Origin of the sequence: Streptococcus oralis (assembly GCF_026782235.1) — a bacterium.
Lineage (GTDB): Bacteria > Bacillota > Bacilli > Lactobacillales > Streptococcaceae > Streptococcus > Streptococcus oralis_CC.
The window spans coordinates 341,789-362,220 of the sequence record NZ_JAKUWE010000003.1; the positions used below are offsets into that span (position 1 = coordinate 341,789).

The 20,432-nt window shown below is 34.9% G+C and carries 16 protein-coding genes and 8 pseudogenes; 21 read left to right on the forward strand and 3 right to left on the reverse strand.

The features are described 5' to 3' along the window. Positions 1-41: 41 nt before the first annotated feature. The 5 genes and pseudogenes from MK396_RS05295 to MK396_RS05315 form a co-directional block, all read left to right on the forward strand. A pseudogene (locus tag MK396_RS05295) lies at positions 42-389 on the forward strand (ATP-grasp domain-containing protein); the annotation flags it as partial. Between the two features lie 457 nt (positions 390-846). Then, on the forward strand, positions 847-1,515 hold the full coding sequence (locus MK396_RS05300) for a hypothetical protein (protein WP_268723889.1): 669 nt from the start codon (positions 847-849) through the stop codon (positions 1,513-1,515). Positions 1,516-1,549: 34 nt separating this feature from the next. Further along, positions 1,550-1,783: a helix-turn-helix domain-containing protein gene (locus MK396_RS05305; protein ID WP_033585399.1), complete on the forward strand. Its 234-nt coding sequence runs from the start codon at positions 1,550-1,552 to the stop codon at positions 1,781-1,783. Positions 1,784-1,795: 12 nt separating this feature from the next. Further along, on the forward strand, positions 1,796-4,615 hold the full coding sequence (locus MK396_RS05310; RefSeq protein WP_268723890.1) for a DUF4268 domain-containing protein: 2,820 nt from the start codon (positions 1,796-1,798) through the stop codon (positions 4,613-4,615). 62 nt (positions 4,616-4,677) lie between these two features. Continuing rightward, positions 4,678-4,992, forward strand: a complete 315-nt coding sequence (locus MK396_RS05315) for a TfoX/Sxy family protein (RefSeq protein ID WP_006153684.1) — start codon at positions 4,678-4,680, stop codon at positions 4,990-4,992. A 258-nt stretch (positions 4,993-5,250) separates the two neighbouring features. Here MK396_RS05315 and MK396_RS05320 read toward each other — a convergent pair whose 3' ends face one another. Next, positions 5,251-5,487, reverse strand: coding sequence for a hypothetical protein (locus tag MK396_RS05320; RefSeq protein ID WP_268723891.1), 237 nt, complete (start codon positions 5,485-5,487; stop codon positions 5,251-5,253). Positions 5,488-5,516: 29 nt separating this feature from the next. Here MK396_RS05320 and aac(6') point away from each other — a divergent pair, with 29 nt between their 5' ends. From aac(6') to MK396_RS05375, 11 genes and pseudogenes are all read left to right on the forward strand, one after another. After that, positions 5,517-5,945, forward strand: a complete 429-nt coding sequence (aac(6'), locus tag MK396_RS05325) for an aminoglycoside 6'-N-acetyltransferase (RefSeq protein WP_125410374.1) — start codon at positions 5,517-5,519, stop codon at positions 5,943-5,945. Between the two features lie 57 nt (positions 5,946-6,002). Further along, complete coding sequence (locus MK396_RS05330; RefSeq protein WP_268723892.1) at positions 6,003-6,611, forward strand: Type 1 glutamine amidotransferase-like domain-containing protein; 609 nt, start codon at positions 6,003-6,005, stop codon at positions 6,609-6,611. 178 nt (positions 6,612-6,789) lie between these two features. After that, positions 6,790-7,020, forward strand: a pseudogene (locus tag MK396_RS05335) (CPBP family intramembrane glutamate endopeptidase); the annotation flags it as partial. Between the two features lie 5 nt (positions 7,021-7,025). Next, a pseudogene (locus MK396_RS05340) lies at positions 7,026-7,280 on the forward strand (replication initiator protein A); the annotation flags it as partial. 172 nt (positions 7,281-7,452) lie between these two features. Next, entirely contained in the window at positions 7,453-7,725 is a 273-nt protein-coding gene (locus tag MK396_RS05345; RefSeq protein WP_268723893.1) for a hypothetical protein, read from the forward strand. 21 nt (positions 7,726-7,746) lie between these two features. Continuing rightward, positions 7,747-8,247: pseudogene (locus tag MK396_RS05350) on the forward strand (helicase); the annotation flags it as partial. A 38-nt stretch (positions 8,248-8,285) separates the two neighbouring features. Then, positions 8,286-8,898 (forward strand): annotated as a pseudogene (locus MK396_RS05355) (DNA-binding protein). 193 nt (positions 8,899-9,091) lie between these two features. Further along, positions 9,092-10,159 (forward strand): AAA family ATPase, encoded by a 1,068-nt coding sequence (locus MK396_RS05360; protein WP_268723894.1) that lies wholly within the window; start codon positions 9,092-9,094, stop codon positions 10,157-10,159. Further along, positions 10,152-12,386, forward strand: a complete 2,235-nt coding sequence (locus MK396_RS05365; RefSeq protein ID WP_268723895.1) for a S8 family peptidase — start codon at positions 10,152-10,154, stop codon at positions 12,384-12,386. The genes MK396_RS05360 and MK396_RS05365 overlap by 8 nt, the downstream gene beginning before the upstream one ends. A 37-nt stretch (positions 12,387-12,423) precedes the next feature. Then, the gene (locus MK396_RS05370; RefSeq protein ID WP_268723896.1) at positions 12,424-13,380 is read left to right on the forward strand and encodes a nucleotidyltransferase; all 957 of its coding nucleotides are present in this window, start codon (positions 12,424-12,426) and stop codon (positions 13,378-13,380) included. Then, positions 13,370-13,915: a hypothetical protein gene (locus tag MK396_RS05375; RefSeq protein ID WP_268723897.1), complete on the forward strand. Its 546-nt coding sequence runs from the start codon at positions 13,370-13,372 to the stop codon at positions 13,913-13,915. The genes MK396_RS05370 and MK396_RS05375 overlap by 11 nt, the downstream gene beginning before the upstream one ends. Before the next feature lie 42 nt (positions 13,916-13,957). On the opposite strand, the pseudogene MK396_RS05380 reads toward MK396_RS05375, so the two are convergent. Continuing rightward, positions 13,958-14,334, reverse strand: a pseudogene (locus tag MK396_RS05380) (endonuclease); the annotation flags it as partial. A gap of 246 nt (positions 14,335-14,580) precedes the next feature. Here MK396_RS05380 and MK396_RS05385 point away from each other — a divergent pair. The 5 genes and pseudogenes from MK396_RS05385 (at position 14,581) to MK396_RS05405 (ending at position 19,495) form a co-directional block, all read left to right on the forward strand. Further along, entirely contained in the window at positions 14,581-15,462 is an 882-nt protein-coding gene (locus tag MK396_RS05385; protein ID WP_268723898.1) for a diacylglycerol/lipid kinase family protein, read from the forward strand. A gap of 62 nt (positions 15,463-15,524) precedes the next feature. Next, positions 15,525-16,016, forward strand: a complete 492-nt coding sequence (locus MK396_RS05390; RefSeq protein WP_268723899.1) for a phosphoribosylanthranilate isomerase — start codon at positions 15,525-15,527, stop codon at positions 16,014-16,016. A gap of 176 nt (positions 16,017-16,192) precedes the next feature. Beyond that, positions 16,193-17,932: pseudogene (locus MK396_RS05395) on the forward strand (glycoside hydrolase family 13 protein). A 394-nt stretch (positions 17,933-18,326) separates the two neighbouring features. After that, positions 18,327-18,638, forward strand: a complete 312-nt coding sequence (locus tag MK396_RS05400) for a hypothetical protein (RefSeq protein ID WP_000420576.1) — start codon at positions 18,327-18,329, stop codon at positions 18,636-18,638. Between the two features lie 119 nt (positions 18,639-18,757). Next, positions 18,758-19,495, forward strand: a pseudogene (locus MK396_RS05405) (TraX family protein). A gap of 45 nt (positions 19,496-19,540) precedes the next feature. On the opposite strand, the gene MK396_RS05410 reads toward MK396_RS05405, so the two are convergent. Next, complete coding sequence (locus MK396_RS05410) at positions 19,541-20,350, reverse strand: Cof-type HAD-IIB family hydrolase (RefSeq protein WP_198459619.1); 810 nt, start codon at positions 20,348-20,350, stop codon at positions 19,541-19,543. Between the last annotated feature and the right edge of the window lie 82 nt (positions 20,351-20,432).

Consider the following 20,432-nt stretch of genomic DNA (forward strand, 5'->3'; position numbering starts at 1 on the left):
ATAAGGGAAAGATTTTCTGTTATAGATATAATATTAGATAAGTTGTAGAATTCATAGCAGAATGGCGTTGTTTTGTGTTAGATGGTCAAGTATTAGATGTTCGACCCTATACAGGTGAATATCATGCAAAATTTGATCCTAGTGTAGTTGATGAAGTGATATCATGTTGGAAAGATGCGCCTATAGCTTATGGGCTAGAAATAGGTGTTACTCGTGATGGAAGAACATTTGTTGTTGAAGTAAATGATGGTTATGCATTGGAAAATTATGGCCTATCTCCTTTAAACTCAATCAATTTTCATAAAGCTATATGGAAAGAAATGGTAAAACCTTATTTTGAAAAAAACGATGTCTTTACTATGCATGAAAATGAAAATATAAGTTTCTAAAAGGAACAGAAGTAGATCTGTGTGTAACTATACCTAGTAAGTCACTGTTTTTTATTAGTGTTTGACAAAAGAATTTTTTAGTTATCAGACATGTGTACACGGGAATTATTTTTAAAAACCGGAAAAATTACTAAATAATGTTGATATTGTTTCTTCTTTATGATATATTTGCATTATTAAAGAAAAGAGATGCGATAAACCAATTTTATTAATCCAAAAAGCAAATATAACTAAAATAATCTTATCTTTGAATTAAAATCCGGCATGACACTTGAATTAAAGAGATAATTGAACAAGAACTACGATACGGACACCTTGCAGCAATGCAGGGTGTTTTTCTTATTCATAAAAAATTTACAAGCGAAAAATGTAGAAATATTGAATTTATAAAGCAAATGGTTTATACTAAGCTATATGAAGGTGAAATGAATATATAAATATATTGTGGGGAATGATAATGGGATTTGTAAATGAAAATCTAACATATAGAGATGTTTTTGAATTTGATATTGATTTAATGAACTGTATTTTGAATAAATACGAAGATAGCGAAAAAGCTTGGGAAGTATTTTATGAATTTTATAAAGACCCTGATGGATACCCTTTGGAATCTCACAAGTATAAAACTGTCGATGGTGTGAAATGTACTTGTGATGCTTTGTTATCTGTAAAACGAATAAAGGAACATGAAGGTTTTAATTCTAATTTTGTAGAAACATTTAAGAATTATCGTAGTAAACCGATTTTTTTCTTTCCTTGTGAAATGGGAGGATTAAACACGTCAAGATACTATAAGTTTTATGACCGGATAGACCATATGTTATTTGATTTGAAAAGAAAATGTGAAGGTAAAACTGATTGTAGATTAGAAAATATTTATACTAAAGCTGGAACTGCAAAATGGCTGGAACACTTTGCGTACGATTTTAATAAAATAGTTGAATGGTACGGATTAGAAAATTCCTTTGTAAGAAAAGAAAATGGAAAATATAGAGTCTTCGATTTGGAAAAAAATGATGGTACATACATAGACAATTATAGTGCTTCTTATTCAAAATCATGGACAGAAGCTTACTATAACAATATAAAAAACAGAATTGATAATTGGATCGAGAAACAATTATAAATGCTTTATTAGTTAAGTGGATGTAGGTCAGCACGTGAAAACATCCGATATGATTAAAGAGTTATGTAATAAAAAGAATATAAGTATATCTGAACTTGCCAGAAGGATTGGACAGACTCCTCAGTACTTTGGAAAGAAACTTAAAAGGGATACGGTTTCACTTGAGGAAATGAAACAGATAGGGGATGTGTTGGAAGTTACATTTGAGCAATCTTTTATTCTGCCTGATGGTGAACAGATAAAAACAAGTAACGAAAGTGAATGTTAGGAGGCAGGAATAATGGCTAATGAACTTCAACCACTATCTCTGTTATTTCAAAACAGATTATTCAGAATACCAGATTATCAGAGAGGGTACGCATGGCAGCAGTCACAGCTTGCGGATTTCTGGGATGATCTAATTAATTTGCAGGACGGTAGATATCATTACACGGGCTTACTGTCTCTAAAAAATCTGAAATCGTCCGAGACAACATCATGGGGTAGTGACCTGTGGATGGTGTCGAAAGGATATAAACCTTGCCACATTGTTGATGGACAGCAGAGACTTACCAGCTTTGTCATTCTTCTAAATGAAATCGTAAAGTACTCCAGAACCTTAAAGGAAAATGAAGGTTTATCTGACCGAGACATTGTACTTGGATACGAAACATTAGAGGATGTCATTTCCAAGTATATCTGTCAGCACAGACCACCGAATAAACAGATTACTACATACCTGTTCGGCTATGAGGTGGATAATCCAAGTTCCGATTATCTGCAGTATAGAATTTTCAATGAACCATATTCTGGGACTGTAAATGAAACGTACTATACAAGAAATCTTAAATTTGCAAAGAACTTCTTTAGAGAAAACCTGGTTGCTCTTTACGAGAACGAAGGAATGGATGGCATCAATGAACTGTATCTGAAATTAACTCAGAGATTGATGTTCAACATCCATGAAATCGATGATGATTATGACGTGTTTGTTGCTTTTGAAACCATGAACAATCGTGGTAAGAAACTTACGAATTTGGAACTGCTGAAGAATCGTTTGATATATCTGACAACACTTTATGCTGATGACAAGTTCGATAAGATGGACAAGGATAATCTTCGTAAACAGATCAACGATACGTGGAAGGAAGTTTATTATCAGCTTGGAAGAAATGAAAAGACTCCTCTTTCTGATGATGAGTTTTTAAGAGCACATTGGATAGCTTACTTTGCCTATTCTAGAAGAAAAGGTGATGATTACATCCACTTCTTATTAAATAAGTTCTCAGTAAAGAATATTTTTGAAAAGAAGACCGTTGTTGTATCAGGCGAATTTCCGGCAGTTGTTGGGGATAGTGAGTATGACCCTGATGTTGATATTGAGGACGAACCTGGCGAAGCAGATACCGTTGAGGTTTCTAAATTAGAACCATCAGAGATTTTGAACTATGTATACAGCCTTAAGGACATGGTGAAGTATTGGTATGATACCTTCTTCCCAATGCAGAGCGATAACCTTACTGATGATGAAAAGGTATGGGTTGACCGTTTGAATCGTATAGGAATCGGACACTTTAGGCCTTTAATAATGACAGTGATTGGTCGAAGGGACTTGCCGCCGGAGAAAAGAATCGAACTGTTTACAGCGGTTGAGAGATTCATCTTTATCTGTTTCCGTCTTGGTTACTTTAATGCCACATTCAGAAGCAGTGAGTATTATCGTGCTGCAAGAAGCATTTACCTGAAGGAAATGGACATTGATAATTTGATTAATGATATCAATGATACTACGGAAGCTAATATCGAGTATGCACTTCCAAACTTTATAACAAAGATTGAAAAGCACTTTGACAATAAGGGCGGTTTCTATTATTGGAATTCCATCAAATACTTCTTATATGAATATGAGTATCAACTTGCCAAGAAGAATAACCTGGATAAGGTAAGCTGGGAGATGTTTACAAAGACGGAAAAGGATAAGGTTTCTATTGAACATATCCTTCCACAGACTCCATCAAAATACTACTGGCGTAATCAGTTCCGCCAGTTTAGTAGTGAAGAGATTGATTTTCTGTCCGGTGCTCTTGGAAATCTTCTTCCTCTTTCACAGAGTATCAATTCTGCATTGCAGAATGACAGCTTTGAAGATAAGAAGACATCCAAGAATGGAGGACGAAGAGGATATCAGAATGGATCGCATTCCGAAATTGAAGTGGCACAGGAGATTGACTGGACAGCAGGTAATATCTATAAAAGAAGTAAAAAACTTCTGGAGTTTATGGAAAATCGATGGAAGTTCAGTTTTACCTCACAGCAGATGGATAAACTTATATATGTTACATGGGTAAACGATGGAAGAGCAATTCCAGCCTCGCTGCCTGAAGAAAAGGAAAAACCTGCTGAGTCATCTAAAAAGGAAAAACAGGTGACAAAACCTGTGGGTGATCTGGGTGAACTTCAGCTTCAATTTTGGGCAAACTTTGTGGATTACTGCAAGTCAGATGGTCGAGATAACGATATTGCACTTAGAAAACCGTTAGCACAGAACTGGTATGATGTCCCTGTGAATGGAGCAGATTATCATCTTTCGTATACAGTGACACGAAGTAAGTACCTCACTTTACTGATCTATGCCTATACCAAGAATGCATTTGAAAGATTGGAAAGTAAGAAGAGTGAGATAGAAGAAATCTTCGGTGACAAGCTAGACTGGTATTCCAGCCGGGAAGGCAGCGAGGCAAAACGCATCATTTACAAGCGTGAGGCTGATGTGTTCAACCCATCAAAGCAGGAGGAATATTTCTCCTGGATGGTCGATAAATGTGATGAACTCAGTAATGCACTTGTTCAGGTCGGTGAAATGGACGAAGAGCCAGTAGAAAAGGATAAATTTTCAAAACTGAAACAGTACCTCGAAGAATGTGGAAAGACTGAACTTACATTATCCTTCGCAGATATTGAGTGCATTGTTGGATGTACTCTCTGCAAGTCAGCATATAATTATTCAGCTTACTGGGCACCGTCACCGACACACACGATGCCAAATACAATCCTTGCAGCGGGTTATAAGGTTGCATCAGTAGACTTAATAGGAAAGTCATTGATGCTGCAGAGACAATAGAAAAATCGCATTAACGAAGATTCGCAAAATTTACAAGGTTTATTATGAAGGAGGTAATCATAGTGAATGAATTTAATGAATTTGTTCGTGAGATTTTTTCTGCAGCAGGTGATATTGTCATAAGATCCATGATGGGCGGCTACCTTATATATTTTAACGGTAAGCTGATAGGTGACATTTGCGATAATGAACTATTTTTAAAGAGAACGCCGACATCGGACAAACTTCTTGCAGACTCAGAATTGCGTTATCCGTATGAGGGTTCAAAGACATTGATGTATGCATTCGACAGATTTGAGGATATGGATTTGATTACTGAACTACTGAAAGGTATGTATGCGGAACTGCCAGAAAAGAAACCCAAGAAAGCTAAATGAGACAAACAAGCTTCAGTTTGTTGAATTTAGCAAGGTACAAGTTTTTATGAGATGAAGCCTATAAAATTTGTACGGATACTGTAGGGTAAGAAAAGAAAAAAATTTTCATTCTAAAGTTTAAGTTTAAACATTAACTCTATCCCTTTCGTTCTATAATATAGAAGTTTACTAGCACCACACGTCGAGTGTGTGAGTTTGTTAGTGAAACGTAGTTAATACTCAAAAGGTTCCCCGAACCTTTTGAGTTCCACAAACGCATCATGTTGAGGCGGTATCACTGCTTGTACGAGCTGAGGCATCAGCGAAGTAGAAGTAGATGCTCTGCCCATGGGATAGGACTCGTAGAATGAGGAGGGAAACCGACGAAATGATACGGTAAGTCCGAACCGCTGAGTGTGTAGCTCTGCTCGTCCGATCTGAGACAGTCGAAAAGTAGAAAGGGATGGTATTGGTATCAATCAATGAGTAACAAAGTAACAGCGTGATTCGAAACATTTGCTTGTAATTTGCGGAGGAACATCAATATGGATGGAATAACAAAAGGTTCTATAAAAACGGCTAAACTAATAAAACAATTATGGCCCCAATTGACCGATAAAGAAGCTATTGATGAAGTTAAAAAATATACGAATGACAAAAATACTGCAATCTTTACTGAAGTTGAAGGTGACACAATTGTAGGTCTAGCACTATGTTCACTCAGATTTGATTATGTTGAAGGTTGTAAATATAGTCCTGTTGGATTCTTAGAAGGGATTATTGTCGACGAGGAATATCGTTTAAAGGATATTGCTAAAAATCTCTGTACAAAATGTGAGGAATGGGCGAAAAATAAAGGATGTAAGGAATTTGCAAGTGACTGTACTTTAACGAATACGGATTCTATAAGATTTCATCTCAATATTGGATTTCAGGAGGCAAATAGAATTATTCATTTTAAGAAAAAATTATAATTTAGAAACGTGAATAAACTTGTTTAAATTTTATGTCTCTTTAGAAAGTGTGTTAACTTGAAAGAACAAATTTTTTTGATGGGTGGGAATCCCCCAATAAAAAAATATAGCATTGTTGATAAAATTGTATTATCAAGCAAGATTGAAAGAATTGTTATTTTTACAGTTTTTCGAGAAAATTGGGAACCGTACATGAAAAAGTACACGGAAGTTTTCCAAAGTCAATTTCCTAATCTAAACACTGATTACTTACTTTTGGACACTGAGCAGATTGATTTTGATAGCTATTTAGATGCTGATCTAATCATCATTGGTGGAGGAAATACGGAAAAATATATAGCTACTTATGTCAATCAGGAGTTCAAAAATTATATCGATCATATGCTTAATAAAGGGGCAAAAGTTATAGGGTTTTCTGCAGGAGCCCTATTATTAGGAGAAAAAGTCTATGTCTCACCTAATGATAATTCAGATCATCAGATAAAGATAAAAAATGGATTAGGACTCTTTAGTCAGTTTTTAATTAGTGTCCATTATGATTCCTGGAATGATAAAGCTAATAAGGATAGAGCAGAAGAACTCGTCAGTGTTCCCATAATTCCACTAAATGATCATTCCTGTCTTGTATTGGATAGACTTGGAAACATTATTGAGAAAATTGACTAGTTTTAATCATGCGAATCTGAATCTACGAAACTAAAGTATTGACGAAATGAATAGTGAAAAGCCTTGATTGTAAGGCTTTTTTGTGTTTTTATGATAGAATATAGGTAGTTATAATCGATAGCAACTAAGAAGCAGTAAAAATATTATTCATAAAATAATCAAGATTAGGAAGAAAAAAATGACAGAAATTGATAAAAGGAATTTAAAAAATTATCTTTGTTTTACATTTGGAATTACTTATATATCTTGGGGGCTTCTTGCCATATTTACGCAATCTTATATTTTGGGATTAGAGACTTTTATAGGAAGAATATTACATATAGTTGGTGCACTTGGACCAGCTATTGCAAGTGGATTTTATTTAAAAAGTAATAATATAAAATTTAAACATTTTTTATTTACTAAAAAAATAGTATCCTTTATTCAATGCTTCTTAAACGGACAGGAATGTCTTTTAAGAATAACTGGATAGACAGGGAAGGCAGAGTATTTATCTATTTTACTGTTGAAGAAATTATGAGAAGAAGAAATATCTCAAAGCCGACAGCTATAAAAACATTTGATGAACTCGATATGAAAAAAGGAATCGGACTGATTGAAAGAGTAAGGCTTGTCTGCCTTTCTAATCTTGAGAATCTTAATGCGGTATTTATAAATGAAGGCATGAGCCAATCTGAAAGATTGGAAAAATGAAATGCAATAGCTATTGAACAAATGAAGATACTATCTGAAAGTGAATCAATTAAAAAATTGAAATAGAGTAATAATATTTGGTATATAGCGAAGGTGATTAGAGTAAAATCTAACCGCCTTTTTTGTTTGAAAAAAGAAGGAGGTAAAAATGCGAATAAATGATTTTCATAACATTTTGGAGCTAATAAAACAAGATGTTTTGTATAATGAAGCGGAATATCTAAAGTTCCTAAAAGTTGTCGGAAACAATCAAAGGTATTATTTTAGAAGTCAATTAAGTATATATGATAAAAATCCTGAAGCGACAGCCTGTGCCAAGTTCGACTACTGGAGGGAACGCTTTAATCGAACGGTTATGCGAGGGCAGAAAGGGATACCAATTTTAGAGGATTACGGCAGGTGGACTATATCTTTGATATAAGCCAGACAGTTTCAAAAAACAGGCATTGCGTATACGAATACACCGGATGAAAGGCATGGGATTCAGTACGAACTGAATTTAGAAGCTAAAACATGGACACAGTATATTGATGATACTCCAATCAAAACAGAGATCTTCGACTATGAAAACAAGGGAGAAAACGAAGCTCTAAGGAATATGAAAAATGAAATAGAGATATCCTCTTTTGAAGATTTAGTCTATGTGGATTCCGAGGACTTAAAGGCAGCTCTCGGACTGGACATTGATGATGAGGGAAACTTCTATGATCCGCTCGCAAAAGACTTAGATAATGATGGAATTGCTGACAGATATGACAATGATTTTAGGGACAGCGACTATTTTGAGTCAACCTTTGATGTGGAGGATAATGTTCATAGTAAAGGAGAAACTACACAAAAATCAGAGGACAAGCCGTCTATTTTAGGTCAGATAAGAGCCTATCAAAATGAAAGCAAAACAGGAGAAAAACAAACAGCGAAAGAACAGGAATATGCAATATAAGGGGGCGAAAGCCCCTTTTACTATGAAAGGAGAATAAAGTGGATTACAAAACAATAAGAGATAAAATTGAAGATATGGTAAATGATAACCATAAAGACTTTGTTAAGGCGATTATCAGCATGGAAAAAGGCATTGCTTTAGACAACCTCTATGACGCTTATATGGACAATGACAGTCTTAATTTGCTACATGAGGAATTTGACTATATGATTGAGGATTTAAGAGAACAGGGACAGATAAAAGACTTACCTTATGCTCAGGAAGAAAAGGATAATCTTATCAATATTGTCGGAAATATTGTTGGAGAGGTCAATGTAGTTGAAAGGGAAAATAAGAACGGAAAAGCCTTTAAGGTAGCAAATTTCTCTGTGGTATCTGGGTAATAAGGTATATCATAATTGCTCTGCCTATGGAGAAAAAAGTGATATTCCAAAGAACTTTAAGCAGGGATATTTTGTTAAGCTCTTTGGACAAATAAGAACTTCAATTGATGATAACGGGAAAGAGCATAGCAATATCAGGATACTTTCTTCAAAGCTATTAAATACAAAAGAGCAGATGAAAGGTAAAGAAGAAAAGAATGATTCTGTACTTGGAGCTATCAAAAAATATCAGGCTGAAGAAAAGGAAAAACCTAAAGAAAAGAAATAAGCAACAAAAGAAGCTGAAAGATAAATCTATGGTCGGTATGGTCTTAGGACTGAACCGGCTCTTTTTTATTCATGAATGATTACTAATATAACCTTTAATATAGAAAATTAAAATTTATGATATTTGTCCCAAAAGTATAGAAATGTGTCCCGATTTGTGGTATAATAATAAAGAAAATAGGAGGTATGGCAATATGAAAAAACAAAATGTTTTAAATTTAATAAAATACCATGTGGAAAGGAATGAAAATTCCTTTAGAAATGAGGCGATAGCAATAGCAAGATATTTTGATAGCATAGGAGATTATCAGTTATCTGAATATATTATGGGGTTAATGTCCGAAGCAAATTTATATTCACCACAAAGTAGTGATTTTGAAAGTGAGTTTTTAAAACAAGTAGAAATAAGAAATTTAGAGGCTTTAAATTTACCACTTGAAATAACAGAAGACATAAAAGGTATTATTAACGCTGTAAACCATAATGTTGGTATTAATAAATTTTTATTTGAAGGATTACCGGGAAGTGGAAAAACAGAAGCAGCCAAAAATGTTGCAAGATTATTGGATAGATCTCTTTTTAGGGTGGATTTTGAAAACTTGATAGATAGCAAGTTGGGACAGACTAATAAAAACATAATAAAAGTATTTAGAGAAATAAATATGCTTCCAAATGCAAATAAGGTTGTGGTTTTATTTGATGAAATTGATGTTATTGCTTTGGATAGAATTAATTCTAATGATATTAGAGAGATGGGAAGAGTAACATCTACAATTTTAAGAGAATTGGATAGATTGACAGACCTTAATAAAGAGATTGTACTTATTGCAACAACTAATCTATATTCAAATTTTGATAAAGCATTAATTAGGAGATTTGATGCTGTTATTAATTTCAATAGGTATAGTGATGAGGATTTAATAGAAGTTGCTGAATATTATTTTTCTTCATTTATCAAGAATTTTAAAGGAGTATCCAAGGATACAAGATTATTTAAAAAAATATTAAAGACAGCAAAGAAAATACCTTATCCCGGGGAATTAAAAAACATTATAAAAACATCACTTGCATTTAGCGATGTTGGTTCTGAGTATGATTATTTGAAAAGATTATACAATAGTTTGATAGGGAGTTTGGATCAAAAGGATATAAACCAACTTCATGAAGAAGGATTTACTGTAAGAGAAATAGAAAAATTAAAAGGTGAGTCTAAAAGTGCAGTATCAAGAAAGTTAAAGAGGGAGGAAGTAGATAGTGAATAATGTCGTGGAATTAAAAGGGAAACGCTTTGTGCAAGCTAGTAAAAATGGTATGCGTGGAGGCATAGCCATGAATGGGAAAGTGGAAGTCAGTACAGAGCATTTATTAAGATTAAGATCTCAGCTAATTCAGATTAAAGAATTCTGGGATAAAGAAACAAAGTCGTTTGAAGGTATTTTGGTTAGTGTTTATTATAATAAGATTGCTGCAAAAAGTAATCGGATTTCTGGACTTTTTAAAGGAACGGCTTCTAATGATGCAATTGTTGGAGCAAAATTTAATAGAGATAAGAGTAAACATATTATCATATATTTTCTTGACGAGTATGACTTGACTAAAAGTATAGAGTTGATTACAGATACTTCCAATATATTATCTCAAAAATTTGCAGGGAAGATTAACAAAAACATGTTTGAAGATAAAAATATTGTTAATTCGGCAGTTTTTAAAGAACTTTCTGTAAGTATGTCTACATTCAAACAAGTGATTGCAGATGCATCATATATTGATTCCTTTGAAGTAGAGTTACCTACAATGGATGTAAAGCAGAGTATTATAACTTTGTACGATGTAAGAAAAGATACAAAATTATTATTTGAAAGATTAGGGATAGATATTTTAAGTAGCAGAATTTTAGATAATCAAACGGTTTACTTAGATGAAAATCAGGTAGAAGTACTTTTCGAAAAAGCACCCTATCTTGTTTCAATGGCAACAGTTGATTTGTCAAATTTATCACCCGATGATTTTATCAATGAGTATCAAACAAAAATGGTAACTATACCATCCCCAACTATTGAACCGACGATTGGAGTGATAGATACCTTATTCGATGAAAGTGTTTATTTTAGCGATTGGGTTGAATATCATGATATGGTTTCAGAAGATATACCAAAAAATCCAAAAGATTATAATCATGGGACAGCAGTATCTTCTATTATTGTTGATGGAGCAAGATTAAATCCTTGGTTGGATGATGGCTGCGGAAGGTTTAAAGTTAGGCATTTTGGAGTAGCGGTAGGTGCTGAATATTCTTCATTTTCAATAATAAAGAAAATAAAGAGTATTGTGGTAAATAATTCAAATATAAAAGTCTGGAATATTTCACTTGGCAGTAATCAGGAAATTAATGACAACTTTATTTCTGCTGAAGCTGCAACATTAGATAAAATTCAGTTTGAAAACAATGTAATATTTGTTGTGGCAGGGACAAATAAACCGAGTGCAGATATAGTAAAAATAGGATCTCCGGCGGATTCTGTTAATAGCATAGTTGTAAATTCAGTTAGTAAGAATGGTCTGTCTACTAAATATGCTCGTAAAGGATTAGTATTATCTTTCTTTGCAAAGCCTGATGTGAGCTATTATGGTGGCAGTGAAGAAGAGTACATTAGGGTTTGTGAACCTTTAGGGGCTGCGAGTGTTGCCGGAACTTCTTATGCTGCACCTTGGATTGCGAGAAAATTATCTTATTTAATTGATGTGTTAGGACTTAATAGAGAAGTTGCAAAAGCCATGATTATTGATGCTGCAAGAGGTTGGGATGAAAAACCGACTCCTGAGGAAGTTGCTTTATATGGGCATGGAGTTGTACCAATTCATATAAACGATATTATTCAAACAAAAGATGATGAAATTAAATTTGTGGTATCAGACATTAGCGAAAAATGGAATACTTATAACTACGATTTCCCAGTTCCTCTAAAAGATAATAAGTATCCATATATTGCGAAGGCTACGATGTGTTATTTTCCATTGTGTGATAGATTGCAAGGTGTTGATTATACAAATACGGAATTGAATTTACATTTTGGGCGAATAGGGGATGATAAAAAAATTAAGGATATTAAGGGAGATAAACAGAATACAGAAGACACCTTAGAGGGAGAAAAAAATTATCTTTTGGAAGGTGAAGCCAGAAAGCAGTTTAGAAAATGGGACAATGTAAAGTATATTGCAGAGAGTGCTACAAAAAGAATGATACCAAAAGACTCTTATAGAAATAAGAATTGGGGCATGGAAATAAAAACAAATAACCGATTAGCTCCTCAAGATGGTGTAGGAGTTAGGTTTGGTGTTGTTGTAACACTCAAAGAAATGAATGGAGTTAATAGAATTGATGAATTTATCAGAAGTTGTACACTAAATGGTTGGCTGGTAAATGTAATCGATGTTGTTAATAGAGTAGATATTCACCAAAAAGTTAATGAAGAGATTGAGTTTGAATAGATGTTAAATGACGGTATCAAAGGAGGATTAGTAGTAAATGATATTCACAGAAGAGCAATTAAGAAAATATGCAAAACCTTTGAGTGAAACAGAGGAAAATCAATGTAAAAATGCCATAAGAATGGTAGTTGATGCATTAAAAACTATCGGGTTTAATGAAAGGACTTCCATTCAAAAAATGTATAGTGAGACACCTTCATTTGAAGTTATGATGAAGAGTAATGATGATTATGAGGTTAAAATATTTTTACAAGGATCTTATGCAAACAATACTAATGTTAGACAGCATAGTGATGTAGATATTGCTGTTGTTCAAATAGATCAATTTAGACCAAAATATAGAGTTGGTGTTTCTAAAACTAATTATGGTTTTATAAGTGCAATTTCAAAAAGCAAGACTTTTAAAGATATAGTTCAATCCGCATTAGAAAATAAATTTGGTGATGATGTGGAAAGAAAAAACAAATCTATTAAAATACATGGAAATTCTTATAGAAAAGATGCTGATTCGGTTCCAGCATTAAGATATAGGGATTACTCTTGTGATTACAGGTTTGATCCAGAAAATTATGTAGGAGGAATACTTATCAAAGCTGATGATGGAACTGAAGTAATAAATTATCCGGAACAACATATTAAGAATGGAATAGATAAGAATAAAAGAACAAACTTATATTTTAAGAAAATGGTTAGAATAGCAAAAGAGATGAGGTATCAAATGCAAGATGAAAGATACGAATTTGCACAGAAAGCAAGCTCTTTTGGTATAGAATGCTTACTTTATAATGTTCCTGATGAAATTTTTACAAAGTATGATTGTTACAAATATATTTTTGATGATATTGTAGAGTTTCTTTATGATAATAAACATAACATTAATAGCTTTGTTGAAGTTAACGGTATTAAAAAATTATGCTATGATTCTGCTGATAGAGAGAAGGTATATAAAGGATTCATAGATGAGTTAAAAGGATTTTATAGTTATGAAATCTAAAATGGAATCACTGATAAAATTATCTGGAATAATTACAATTCTTATTTTCATTATATTGTATAAGTTTAAGAAGCCTCAATCGGGTTTGGATTATTGGGATTTGATTTTAGAGTCCGCTGGATATTCTGTTATTGCAATAGCTATATATGAAAGATACTTATGGAAATACAATCCTTTTGTGAAAATACCAAGATTAAAGAAAAAATATACTGGAGTTTTAAGTTATAACTATAAGGGTGAATCTGGAGAAAAAGCAGTTGAAATTGAGATTAGGCAAAGTTTTCTTTATACAGATGTGAAACTCAAATCTGATGAAATAAGCAGTAAAACTATTACCAGCAATTTAGTTGAAGAAAATGGAGGATTTGTGTTATATTACACTTATATTACTAATCCTTTAAGTAGATATAGTGAAAAAAATCCAATACAAATAGGCACTTGCAAATTGCAAATTGATAAAATTGACAGCATAAAAGGAAGTTACTGGACTAATAGAAAAACAATAGGAGATTTAACTTTGAAAAGTGAAGAGTAGAGATGGAAGCTATCTCTCCATCTCCTTACCCATGTAAATTCCTTAGTTTTTGCGTATTTTATAAAGTTCATCCATATCGGATTTTGAGGAGGAATACTCTTGCATTAGGGTATTCTTTTTTCTTGCAATTTATTAAGTTTATCTAAAATATCCTTTGAATTTGGGAGCTTGGAATAGGATTTTTTAAGCTCTGAAAGGGCAGTTTCATAGAGCTTGATTTGAGATTTGTATTCCTCAAAAAATGTCTTGTCAGACGGATTTGCCTTATATTCTTTGTAGTAAGATCGATACTTTTTAACAGTATGAATTTGTTCCATAGTGGCAGAAAGCTCCTGTATTTCCTTTTCAATATTCTTGATTTGATCTTGTAAATTTTGTCTTTCATCAGCAGTTTTTTGAATGTATTCATCAAGCTGCTTATCTTTATTTTAGATAATGAAGTGACAATATTTAGGAGCTAGTCGTCTGATATTATCTGCTAATCTTTATTTAACCTATGTTTTATATGCTTGAAATTCTTAGTAAACTCTTTGTCTATGTTTTTATAAATCAATCTCCAGTACGTCAGAGTTCTCTTTTCTGAGGTTTCATTATATAATAGCATTATATGTAATGACTGATGTAGTTACACTAACATTTCTATTTAAAATTCAAGGAGAAAATAAATGAAAAAAGCAATGTTAATTATCAACCCTACCTCTGGTGGGGAAAAGGCTTTGGATTATAAGGTCAAGCTGGAGAATAAGGCCAAAGATTATTTTGAGCATGTGGAAACCAAAATTACCGAAAAGGCACTGGATGCAACACACTTTGCTGAGGAAGCGTCTCGTGAGCGGTACGATGCAGTGGTTGTTTTCGGTGGAGATGGGACTGTCAATGAAGTCATTTCGGGTATTGCTGAGAGAGACTACACTCCGAAGTTAGGGATTATCCCTGGCGGTACGGGCAACCTTATTACGAAACTGTTGGAAATCAATCAAGACATCGATGGCGCGATTGATGAACTCGATTTTAATTTAACCAATAAGATTGATATTGGTAAAGCGAATGACAACTATTTTGGTTATATCTTTAGTATCGGTTCTCTGCCTGAGGCGATTCACAATGTGGAGATCGAGGACAAGACAAAATTCGGTATTTTAGCCTATGCTGTAAATACCATGAAGTCTGTGATGACGGATCAGGTCTTTAACATTAAGATTGAGACAGAAAATGGAAATTATGATGGTGAAGCCAGTCATGTTTTGGTTCTCTTGACAAATTACTTCGCTGACAAGAAAATCTTTGAAGAAAACAAGGATGGCTATGCCAATATTTTGATTCTAAAAGATGCTTCAATATTCTCTAAATTATCCGTCATTCCTGATTTACTAAAAGGGGATGTTGTCGGAAATGATAATATTGAGTATATCAGAGCGCGTAATATTAAGATCTCTTCAGATAGTGAATTGGAGTCAGATGTTGACGGCGATAAATCGGATAATCTACCTGTAGAAATCAAGGTACTAGGCCAGCATATTGAAGTCTTTTCACAACCGAAAGAGTAGAAGGTAGAAACAAGTTTGTCATTCACTGAGAAATCAAGTTTTTATCAAGGATTGGAGGAAGGATGAATTCTCTATTTGATGAATTTCGAACAATTTGTTCTCATTTAAACCAAGTCGGAATCACTCCGACGCTCATGGGGTCTTTGGGGTTTGAATACCGTTCAAATGAAGAATGGGGGCCGTCTGACATTGACATTCATGTGCCTGGTGACCCTAGAGGCTGGGAAGCACCTGATCATCTCAGAATTTATGAGTGGGACAAGATAATGAAAGTGATGAAACACTTAGGTTATGCCTTAATAGATATTCATGAGCATGAATTCCAAAAAGATGGTCTGAGTGTTGAATTCGGAAGTATCGATTCTTTACCTGATTTTGCAGGAGTTTCGGAATCAGATATAGAGCTGATTCATCTCGAAAACATCACTTTTCGCGTTCCAAACCTAGAACAGTATTTAAGTATTTACAAGGCTTCTTCCCAAGATTCCTATCGAAATAACCACAATAACAATAAGGATTTTAAAAAGATAGAATGGTTAGAAAGACAGTTGTAAATCATCATTTGAAAGTAGCAAGTTGTAAGACTGGCTGCTTTTTTATTTATAGAAACAATCCACTCGAAACTACGGACAAGTCTTGAAAATAAAATTTTAAAGTAGTATACTAGAATCACAATTATGAAAACGTTTGCGTCGTAAAGCGATTCAAAGTAAACTAGGAGACAGATACAATAGAATTAACAGCCATTTACCACAGACCAGAGTCGGAGTATGCTTATCTTTATAAAGATAAGACAATGCACATTCGTATCCGGACTAAGAAAGATGATATTGAAAGCATCCATTTGCATTATGGAGATCCTTTTATTTTTATAGAGGACCGTTATGAAGATAGTAAGGAGATGAGTAAAGTAACTTCCGATGCCTTATTTGATTATTGGCAAGTAGAAGTTAGGGTTAGCTATGCGAGACTCCAGTATCTCTTTGAACTCAAGGATAAGCAAGGTCAAAGTATCTTATATGGAGATAAGGGATGTGTTGCAAACACGCCAGAAAACCTTCATTATGAAGGAAATGGCTTTAAAATTCCGTATATCCATGAGATTGATGCTTGCCGTGTTCCTGACTGGGTAGCAAAGACGGTATGGTACCAAATTTTCCCAGAACGCTTTGCTAATGGGAATCCAGAGATTTCTCCAGAAGGGGCTTTGGCTTGGGATTCGTCGATTAAACCGAAGACGAGCGATTTCTTTGGTGGTGATTTACAGGGCATTATTGACCATCTGGATTACTTGCAAGACTTAGGGATTACAGGTCTTTATCTCTGTCCGATCTTTGAATCCCCAAGCAATCACAAGTATAATACAACGGATTATTTCGAAATTGACCATCATTTTGGAGACAAGGAAACCTTTCGTAAACTGGTGGAGGAGGCCCATCAGAGAGGAATGAAAATCATGCTGGACGCTGTTTTCAATCATATCGGGGATCAGTCTCCGCAGTGGCAGGATGTCCTCAAGCATGGTAAAAAGTCGGAATATAAAGATTGGTTCCATGTTCAAGAATTTCCCGTGACCAAAGATAAGCTTGGAAATCCAAGAAAACTCCCTTATCATACCTTCGCCTTTGCCAGCTATATGCCCAAGCTCAATACGGCCAAGCCTCAAGTGAAGGACTATTTGTTGAGCGTTGCGACCTACTGGATTGAAGAGTTTGATATCGATGCTTGGCGTTTGGATGTGGCTAATGAAGTAGACCATCAATTTTGGCGAGATTTCCGTAAGGCTGTCTTGGCTAAAAAGCCTGACCTTTATATTCTTGGAGAAGTTTGGCATACTTCACAGCCTTGGCTAAATGGCGATGAATTTCACGCAGTCATGAACTATCCACTCTCTGACAGTATTAAGGATTATTTCTTGCGTGGGGTTAAGAAGTCACCTCAATTCATCAATGAGATCAATAGCCAGTCTATGTACTATAGACAACAGATTTCGGAAGTGATGTTCAATCTTTTGGATTCGCACGATACGGAGCGCATTTTGGCTACTGCCAAAGGAGATGTTCAACTCGTTAAGTCGGCACTTGCCTGCCTCTTTTTACAAAGGGGAACACCGTGTTTCTACTATGGAACGGAGTTGGAGTTAGGTGGAGGGCCGGATCCAGATTGTCGTCGTGTCATGCCTTGAGACCGTGTTTCAGACAGTAATGACATGCTTAATTTTATAAAGAAGTTGATTCAGCTTCGTAAGGATGCTTCAGCCATTATCCAACATGGAACCTATAGCCTGAGAGAAATCAAGTCGGACGTGCTTGTTCTAGAATGGAATTATGATGGACAAAAACTCCAAGCTATTTTTAACCAATCAACTGAAAACTATCTTGTCAATAGTGATGCTGTAGCGCTAGCCAGTCATTGCGAAAAACTAGACCAGCAACTGGTGATTTTGCCTAAAGGATTTGTCATTCAGTAAAAATGTTTTCAAAAAGACTGTAATGATGGGTAACCATTCGTTCCAGTCTTTTTTTACTTGTCACAGATTATACTGTCACTGTCGGATCTAAAGAGTTGATAGATGATTTTTCCTCCTATACCAAGACAAAATACGCTATAGAAAAAATCAGCATGCATTTTCAGTCTGATGATAAACCACGAATCTCAATGAAAATAGTAATTGCGTTTTCATTTCTCATTTTTATTGGAGTCTGGGATGGAAAGTGATGGGATATCAGGACTATGTATTTTTATGCTATACGAGGGGAGGAAAAATAGTAGCTAACCTGTCATTTTTAAGACGTAGTCTTTGTAGTTTTGCCAGCAATGGTATATAATTTATCCTAGAGTTATTTGTAGATAGGAGAAGAATCATGGAATTAAAAGATTTTACTGAGAAAGAACAAGAGATGATTAAGCAAGGATTGACAACATCTGAGATTAGCGATAAGGAAACCGCTGCGAAAATCCTTGCTCTAGTACCTCAGGAATGGATCAAACGCATTCCCTTTTTCGTGCGAAAACACGCAACAACTCGGACAATAAAGCGTATTTCTATCGAACATCCAGAGCTCTACGCAGTTGCCAAGAGAAGTGGTGAGATTCCTGAGAAGGAAAGAGAAGAATTGCGCCAAATTCTGACAGATATTTTCCAAGAAAAAATGAACAAGCATAAAATCAAATAATATTCTTTTATAAAAATCAGTTGCTAACAGTCTGTCTTACAAAAATGTAAGATAGGCGTACGATTATACGTAAAAATATATGCTATACTCTATGTAGATCAAAAAGAAAGAAGTTTATTATGAAAAAATGGAATGCGACGCAGTTGAAGTATCTGATGCTGGCAGTAATGGTTCTAGACCATATCCCTCATATCACCGGAATCGTTTCTCCTCTGTGGGAAGGTATCTTTCACGCCTTGACCCGTTGTGTGGGAGTTTGGTTTGCGTATATGGCTATGGAAGGATTTATCCATACTTGAAATTTGAAAAACTACCTCATCCGACTCTGGTCTTGGGCACTTATTATGTTTGCTGGAAATAGCCTCCTCAATGCCCTATTTGCATCCAAAGGAGTAATGGTCACTAATAATATTTTCTTTACTTTGACCATCGGTGTCACCATGCTTTGGCTTGGTTTTCCCAGAAAAGCGCTGGATACAAAAGAGAAGTTGTGGCGTCGGATTGGAGTTGCTGGGCTCTTGATTTTCGGGTGTCTTTTTACTGAGGGTGGTATCACCATGCTACCATTTCTCTTGATTAGTTACTCTTGTCGAAATCGCAAGGGCTTGCGAAATCTCCTCTATGCCTTTCTGTGGGCCTTCTTGTTAGTGACTTCCATCCAAATTTACGACACTTGGCACCAAACACTGGAAATGATGCTTTTCAATTCTGACTGGCTCTTTATCACCGTTTTTCCTTTTATGGCCTTGTATAATGGACAGCGAGGAAAAGAAACTAGTTGGAGTAAATATTTCTTTTATATTTTCTACCCAGCTCATCTATGGATCATAACTTTGATTGCTTATTTAGTTAAATAGCAAAAAAGCAAATAGCAGTAAATTCTCTCTATTTGCTTTTTCTTGTTATAAAATATACTTCTCAATGGCACGCGCGACGCCACCTTCTTCATTGCTAGCCGTAACGTCATTGGCTAAGGATTTGACATGGTCGCTGGCATTTCCCATAGCAATGCCAAGTCCTGCAAACTGAAGCATTTCGATATCGTTATTGGCATCGCCCATGGCCATAATTTCTGAGGGCTCGATCTTCAAAATCGCTGCTAGTCGAGAAAGAGCAGTAGCCTTTGTTGTTCCAAGTGGCATGGCTTCATAAATGACAGGCTGCGAACGAACACCGCTAAATCGCTGGCAGAGTTCCTCAGTAAACCGCTGCTCAAAATCGTCTGTTTGCTCTTTGGTGCCTAAAAACATACCCTGAAACATACGGTACTTACCACTGGTGGCTTCCTCAAGGGAAATTTCAGTTAGGTCTGAAAAGACTAGCTTGGCATCATTTTGAACAATTTCATTTGGCTTGCCACCGAGAACAAAATAATGTTTCTCATCAAAAAGAGTCAACTGGACGTCGCTTTGTTCAGCTAGGTCATAGAGGTATTCAATGTCAGCTGGACTGAGTTCTTGCCAGTCAACTAGACTCCAGTCACTGGTCTGGTGAGTTGAACAACCGTTATTGACGATGACATACTCATTCTGGAGGTCCAGTCCTAGTTTTTTATAGTAGGGAAGAACACCAAAAAGCGGTCGACCCGTACAGAGAACCAGTTTGACACCTTTTTCAATGGCTTGGTGAATGGCAGTAATGTGGGCTTGAGGGATTTCCTTGGCTTCATTAAGGAGGGTTCCGTCCATATCCAAGGCTAGTAGTTTAATCATAAGACTTCCTTTTCTAGGTGTTTTGCTTTTATTATAGCATATTTTGGAGGAAAGGAGGCTAAAAGTTTAGGGGGTGATTGAT

Bases quoted from the DNA above. Each gene is read 5' to 3' on its own strand.
- MK396_RS05300 (WP_268723889.1), top strand. From the start codon at position 847: ATGGGATTTGTAAATGAAAATCTAACATATAGAGATGTTTTTGAATTT.
- MK396_RS05310 (WP_268723890.1), top strand. From the start codon at position 1,796: ATGGCTAATGAACTTCAACCACTATCTCTGTTATTTCAAAACAGATTA.
- MK396_RS05320 (WP_268723891.1), bottom strand. From the start codon at position 5,487: ATGTTTCGAATCACGCTGTTACTTTGTTACTCATTGATTGATACCAAT.
- MK396_RS05345 (WP_268723893.1), top strand. From the start codon at position 7,453: ATGCGAATAAATGATTTTCATAACATTTTGGAGCTAATAAAACAAGAT.
- MK396_RS05360 (WP_268723894.1), top strand. From the start codon at position 9,092: ATGAAAAAACAAAATGTTTTAAATTTAATAAAATACCATGTGGAAAGG.
- MK396_RS05370 (WP_268723896.1), top strand. From the start codon at position 12,424: ATGATATTCACAGAAGAGCAATTAAGAAAATATGCAAAACCTTTGAGT.
- MK396_RS05375 (WP_268723897.1), top strand. From the start codon at position 13,370: ATGAAATCTAAAATGGAATCACTGATAAAATTATCTGGAATAATTACA.
- MK396_RS05385 (WP_268723898.1), top strand. From the start codon at position 14,581: ATGAAAAAAGCAATGTTAATTATCAACCCTACCTCTGGTGGGGAAAAG.
- MK396_RS05390 (WP_268723899.1), top strand. From the start codon at position 15,525: ATGAATTCTCTATTTGATGAATTTCGAACAATTTGTTCTCATTTAAAC.
- MK396_RS05400 (WP_000420576.1), top strand. From the start codon at position 18,327: ATGGAATTAAAAGATTTTACTGAGAAAGAACAAGAGATGATTAAGCAA.
- MK396_RS05410 (WP_198459619.1), bottom strand. From the start codon at position 20,350: ATGATTAAACTACTAGCCTTGGATATGGACGGAACCCTCCTTAATGAA.